The 6,170-nt window shown below is 64.1% G+C and carries 2 protein-coding genes; both read left to right on the top strand.

All coding sequences use genetic code 11. The annotated features are described in order from the left end of the window. Positions 1-3,830: GH36-type glycosyl hydrolase domain-containing protein (locus AC1DX0_RS29130; protein WP_477357863.1), on the top strand; the 3,830-nt coding region annotated here is incomplete at its 5' end. Positions 3,831-4,203: 373 nt separating this feature from the next. Then, entirely contained in the window at positions 4,204-5,976 is a 1,773-nt protein-coding gene (locus tag AC1DX0_RS29125) for a glucan ABC transporter ATP-binding protein/ permease (RefSeq protein ID WP_477357860.1), read from the top strand. Positions 5,977-6,170: the final 194 nt, after the last annotated feature.

The raw sequence follows: 6,170 nt of genomic DNA, 5'->3' as shown, positions 1-6,170 counted from the left end.
CGACAGGTTCTGGCTACAGCCGCTGGGGCGATCTGTCGGTGACCCGCTGGCAGCCGGATCCGGTCGAGGACCGCCTGGGCTCCTACATCTTCCTGCGTGACGTCAGCTCTGGCGACTGGTGGTCGGCAACGGCGGAGCCAAAGCGCGCGGCCGAGGAGAAGGTGCAGACCCTGTTCTCCGACGACAAGGCGAGCTTCGTCAAATCGGTCGGCACGTTGCGCTCCGAGGTCGAATGCATCGTCGTTTCCGAAGGCAATGGCGAAGGCCGTCGCATCACGCTCTACAATGAAAGCACATCCGATCGTTACATCGAAGTGACGTCCTTTGCCGAACTGGTGCTCGGCTCGGAGGCTTCCGACAACGCGCATCCGGCCTTYTCGAARATGTTCRTCGARACCGARATCGCGGCCAACAAMGSSGCGATCTTCGCCACGCGSCGCAAGCGYGAMACCARCGAGCCTGATATCACCCYGGCSCATTTCGTCACCGATCCGTCCGGACCGGCGCGCGATGCCGAGGCCGAGACCGACAGGCGCGCATTCATCGGCCGCGGCCGCTCCATCGTCGATGCCGCCGCCTTCGATCCGGGCGCGAGACTCGGCGGCCATGCCGGCTTCACGCTCGATCCGATCGCCTCGCTGCGCCGCCAGGTGCGCGTGCCCGCCAACAAGAAGATATCGCTGACCTTCTGGACCGTGGTCGGGACCAACCGCACCGAGCTGGAAGAGGCGATAAACCGGCTCGACCATCAGGAGAGCTTTGCCCGTCAGGCCATGCTTGCCTGGACGCGCAGCCAGGTGCAGACCCGCCATATGGGCCTCAGCCTGACGGATGCCGCCAATGTGCAGAAACTGGCGCGCTATCTGATCTACCCCGACGCGTTCCTGCGCCTTCCCGCCGAATCCCTCGCTTCGGGCCTCGGCAAGCAGTCGAGCCTGTGGCCGACCAGCATTTCGGGCGATTTCCCGATCTTCCTGGTCAGGATCGGCGATGTTGCCGATCTGGAGATCGTCGCCCAGGCGCTGCGCTTCCAGGAATATATGCGCACCCGCGGCATGATGATCGACTTCGTCGTCGTCAACGAGCAGGCCTCGTCCTACGTCCAGGACCTGCAGCGTGCGGTCGAGACACTGTGCGAAAACAGCCGCCTGCGCGGCAAGGAACTAGGTCCCCGCCAGCACATTTTCGCGGTGCGCCGCGACCTGATGGAAGAGACCACCTACAAGACGCTGCTCGCCGTCGCCCGGGTGGTGCTGCATACGCGCAACGGCACCATCTTCGATCAGATCGAGCGGGCCGAGGCGGCTGCCCTGCAGGCGCGTGATGCGCTTGTGCCGACCGGATTGCCGGCTCTGCGCGACATTTCGGCGCCGGCGGTGCATGCCTTTGCCTCGCAGGCCGTTATGGATGTCCGAGCCGATGGCACGGGCCTCAGCCAATGGAACGGCTTTGGCGGCTTCGACGGCGACGGACGCCACTATGTGGTGCGTCTGGCTGGCCGGCGCACCACGCCGCAGCCGTGGATCAACGTCGTCTCCAACGCCTCGTTCGGCTTCCACACCTCGGCCGAGGGTGCTGCCTTCACCTGGAGCCGCAACAGCCGCGACTACCAGTTGACACCATGGTCGAACGATCCGGTCTCGAACAGGCCGGGCGAGGGCATCTATATCTACGATCAGGCCAGCGGCAGGGCGTTCTCGCCGATCGCCGCGGTGGTGCGCGATCCCTCGATGACCTACGAGGCATGGCATGGCCAGGGCTTCTCGACCTTCCGCGCCAAGCGCGGGCCGTTGTCGATGGACCTGACCCATGTCGTTGACCCCGTCGATCCGGTGAAGATTTCGCGGCTGCGCATCCAGAACTCCGGCTCGGTGCCGGCGCGGCTGCGCATCTATGCCTATGCCGAATGGGTGCTTGGCGGGCATCGGTCGCGGACCGCGGCAACCATCGTCCCGTCGCGCGACGGAGCAACCGGTGCGTTGCTGGCGCAAAACCCCTACGGGCTCGATTTCAGCGAGCGCGTGGCCTTCCTCGCCGCCGATGCCGCTGTCCATTCGGTCACGACTGATCGCTCCGAGTTCCTCGGCCGGCATGGGTCCAGCGAGCTGCCGCAGGCTGTGCTGAGCGGTGCCGCGCTGTCGGGCCGTGTCGAGGCCGGAGACGACCCTTGCGCGGCGATCGCTCGCGACGTCGAGATCCCGGCCGGCGGCGACGTCACGCTGCTCTGGCTGCTCGGCGATGCCGATTCTTCTGCGCAGGCGAGCGCGCTGGTGCAGACGCACCGGGGCAAGGATTTCGACCAGCGCCTGGCGGACAACGAGCGCGAGTGGCGCGCGTTCCTCGATACCATCCAGGTCGAGACGCCGGACAAGGCGCTCGATGCCATGGTCAATCACTGGCTGCCCTATCAGAGCCTTGCCTGCCGCATCCGCGCCCGCTCGGCCTTCTATCAGGCCAGCGGCGCCTTCGGCTTCCGCGACCAGTTGCAGGACACGCTGGCGCTGCTGGCGCATGATCCGACGCTGGCGCGCGACCAGATCCTCAATGCCGCACGGCGGCAGTTCCCGGAAGGCGACGTGCAGCATTGGTGGCTGCCGCGCACCGGAGCCGGCGTGCGCACCATGATCTCCGACGACGTGGTCTGGCTGGCCCACGCCACGGCGCGTTATCTCCAGGTGACCGGCGATGCCGGCATCCTGAAGGAGCAACTGCCCTTCATCGACGGGCAGGCGCTGGGCGAGGGCGAGCACGATGCCTTCTTCACTCCSGAAATCTCSAARAMSACSGTCWCGCTCTACGACCATTGTGCGCGGGCGCTCGACCTTGCCATCAAGCGCAGCAGTCCTGCCGGCCTGCCGCTGATCCTTGGCGGCGACTGGAACGACGGCATGAACCGCGTCGGCGAGCACGGCAAGGGCGAGAGTGTGTGGCTGGGCTGGTTCCTGCTGAAGACGCTGGGCGATTTTGCCGCCGTTGCCAAGAGCGAAGGCGACAGCAAACGCGCGCAGGCCTGGGCAAAGCATGCCGAGGTGCTGAAGCGGGCGCTCGAGAGCACGGCATGGGACGGCGAATGGTACCGGCGCGGCAGTTTTGACGACGGCACGCCTTTGGGGTCGCGCACCTCCGAGGAGTGCAGGATCGATTCCATCGCCCAGTCCTGGAGCGTGCTTTCGGGCGAGGGCGACCCGGCCCGGTCGACGACGGCCATGCAACAGGCGACGGAGCTTCTCGTCGACGACAAGCTCAAGATCGTCAAACTGTTCACGCCACCTTTCTCGAAGACGCAGAAGGATCCCGGCTACATCAAGAGCTATCCGCCGGGCGTGCGCGAAAATGGTGGCCAGTACACCCACGCCGCCACGTGGTTCGTCATCGCACTCGCCGAAATGGGGCAGACCGACGAAGCCTATCGCTGCTTCTCGATGCTGAACCCGGTCAATCACGCATTCGACGAAGCTTCGGCCGAGCACTATCGTGTCGAGCCCTATGTCGTCGCCGCCGATATCTACGCCGGAGATGACAAGGGCGGGCGCGGCGGCTGGACGTGGTACACCGGCTCGGCGGGCTGGCTCTACCGGGCGGCGGTGGAGGGCATCCTCGGCATCGAACGGCACGGTAAGCAGATCACGTTCCGGCCGAAACTGCCCAGCCACTGGGATGGCTACCAGGCCACGCTCAAGATGCTGGGTGCAGAGATCAAGGTTCATGTCGTTCGCGACAAAAAGACCAAGACGATCTCGCTAGAAGTCGATGGTTCGAAAACAAAGTCCGCTTCATTCGAACCCAAAGCCGGCACTCAGGCCGTGATCGTGGTCAAGATACCGGCGTAAAATCAACAGCTTAGGTTGGTTGTTCGCGCGTCTTTCGGGACGCGCGACGCCGCGTCCTGTTACTTGCACGCGATCCGCTGCTGCGCCCGCAAGATGCCTCCCGATCAAGCCTTGCAATACCGCGGTGATTAAAAATGTGGCAGCGCTCGGCTGCTGCCATGATTTTGCCGCAACGCTGGCATTTCACCTTTTATCTCAACCCGTTAGGTGATCACGTCAGATTTCGCATCGTCGTCATGTTTTGTTCGCTAAATGGGAACGGAACCGGTAGACGGGCATTGTTTTGCGACGCATCAACCGTTACGTGTTTAGGGAATGGTGCAGTGCACAATATTGGTATTGGGCACAATAGAGAGTTGGCGGAGTAGCTGAAGTGTCACTTCTGCAGATCTATTGGAGAGCGCTGGGCTATCTGGCATCCGACAAGAAGCGCGTGGCGCTGATTTGCGGCGCCAATGTCGCGCTGGCCGCGATTGCGATCGTTGAGTCGATCCTGTTCGGTCGGGTGATCGACGCTATCTCCAGCCACGGTCCGGTTTTTTCATTGCTCGCCCTTTGGGCCGGCCTCGGCGTCTTCAGTGTCATTGCCTTTGTGCTGGTGGCCCGCGGCGCCGATCGCTTTGCGCATGCCCGCCGCTCGGAAGTGCTCTGCGAGTCGTTCGAACGCGTGATCACCATGCCGCTCGCCTGGCATCATCAGCGCGGAACGTCCAATGCCTTGCACACGCTGTTGCGCGCGGTCGAGACGCTGTTCAGCCTGTGGCTCGAATTTATGCGCCAGCATTTGTCCACGGCCGTTACGCTGGTCTTGTTGGTGCCGACGGCACTCAGCATGGATGTGCGCATGTCGATGGTGCTGCTCGTGCTTGGCGTGCTCTATGTCGGCATCGGCCGGCTGGTGATGAAGCGGACCAAGGCAGGTCAGGCAGCCGTCGAGCGCCACTACCACAAGGTTTTCGCGCATGTGACCGACTCGGTCAGTAACGTCGCCGTGCTGCAGAGCTACAACCGCCTTGGCCACGAGGCCGAGACGCTGCGCCGCTATGTCAGGAACCTGCTCGATGCGCAGAACCCCGTGCTCGACTGGTGGGCGATCGCCAACGCGCTGCAGCGCCTGTCCTCGACCATATCGATGATGGTCGTGCTGATCATCGGCGCCTATCTGGTTACCCATGGCCAGTTGCGCGTCGGCGACGTCGTTGCTTTCACCGGCTTCGCGACGCTGCTCATCTCTCGCCTCGATCAGCTGTCGGCCTTCGCCAACCAGATTTCGGAGGCCCGCGCCAAGCTCGAGGAGTTCTACAAGCTTGAGGACTCGGCCGCCGATACCGCCGAGCCGGATGGCCTGCGCGACCTCACCAACGTCACCGGCCATGTCCGTTTTGAGGATGTCGGCTTCGAATTCGCCAATTCGGGGCAGGGCGTCAGCGACGTGTCCTTCGAGGTTCAGGCCGGCCAGACCGTTGCCATCGTCGGACCCACAGGTGCCGGCAAGACCACGCTCATCAATCTKTTGCAGCGCGTCTTCTCGCCGTCCAGYGGCCGYATCCTGATCGACGGCRTCGAYACCCGCACSGTGACCCGCAAGTCGCTGCGCCATTCGATCGCCACCGTGTTCCAGGATGCGGGGCTTCTCAACCGCTCGATCGAGGACAACATCCGCGTCGGCCGTGCCGATGCGAGAAATGACGAGATCCATGCCGCCGCCACCGCGGCTGCCGCGCAGGACTTCATCCTGGCCAAGAGCAATGGCTACGACACAGTGGTCGGAGAACGTGGCGGCCAGTTGTCGGGCGGCGAGCGCCAGCGCATCGCCATTGCGCGTGCCGTGCTGAAGGATGCGCCGATCCTGGTGCTCGACGAGGCGACCAGCGCGCTCGACGTCGAGACCGAGGACCGCGTCAAGGAAGCGATCGACGAACTGCGGCGCGRCCGCACCACCTTCATCATCGCCCACCGCCTGACCACCGTTCGMGACGCCGATCTGGTCGTGTTCATGGACAAGGGCCGGGTGRTCGARATGGGYGGCTTCGCCGAACTGTCGCTGCGCAACGGCCGCTTCGCCAGCCTGCTGCGCGCCGGTGGCCTGCTCAACGACGAGGARGTYCGCCGCCTCAGCCGCTCCGTGCAGGGCGAGGCTGCCTAACGCTTTCCCTTCTCCCCTTGTGGGAGAAGGTGGCCTCGCGAAGCGAGGTCGGATGAGGGGTGTTCCAGGGAACGCCAACGCCTCATTCCGCTAGAACACCCCTTGTGTGTTTGGAATCGTGCATTGTTGAGGGTGCCACGGACCAGGTGCTTGCCTGATCCGTGGCGGTGGTCGAGAGCCCGTCGCCCCTCAGG

The organism is Mesorhizobium sp. P3_A9 (assembly GCF_056402975.1).
This window is presented reverse-complemented; position numbering and strand designations above follow the sequence as displayed.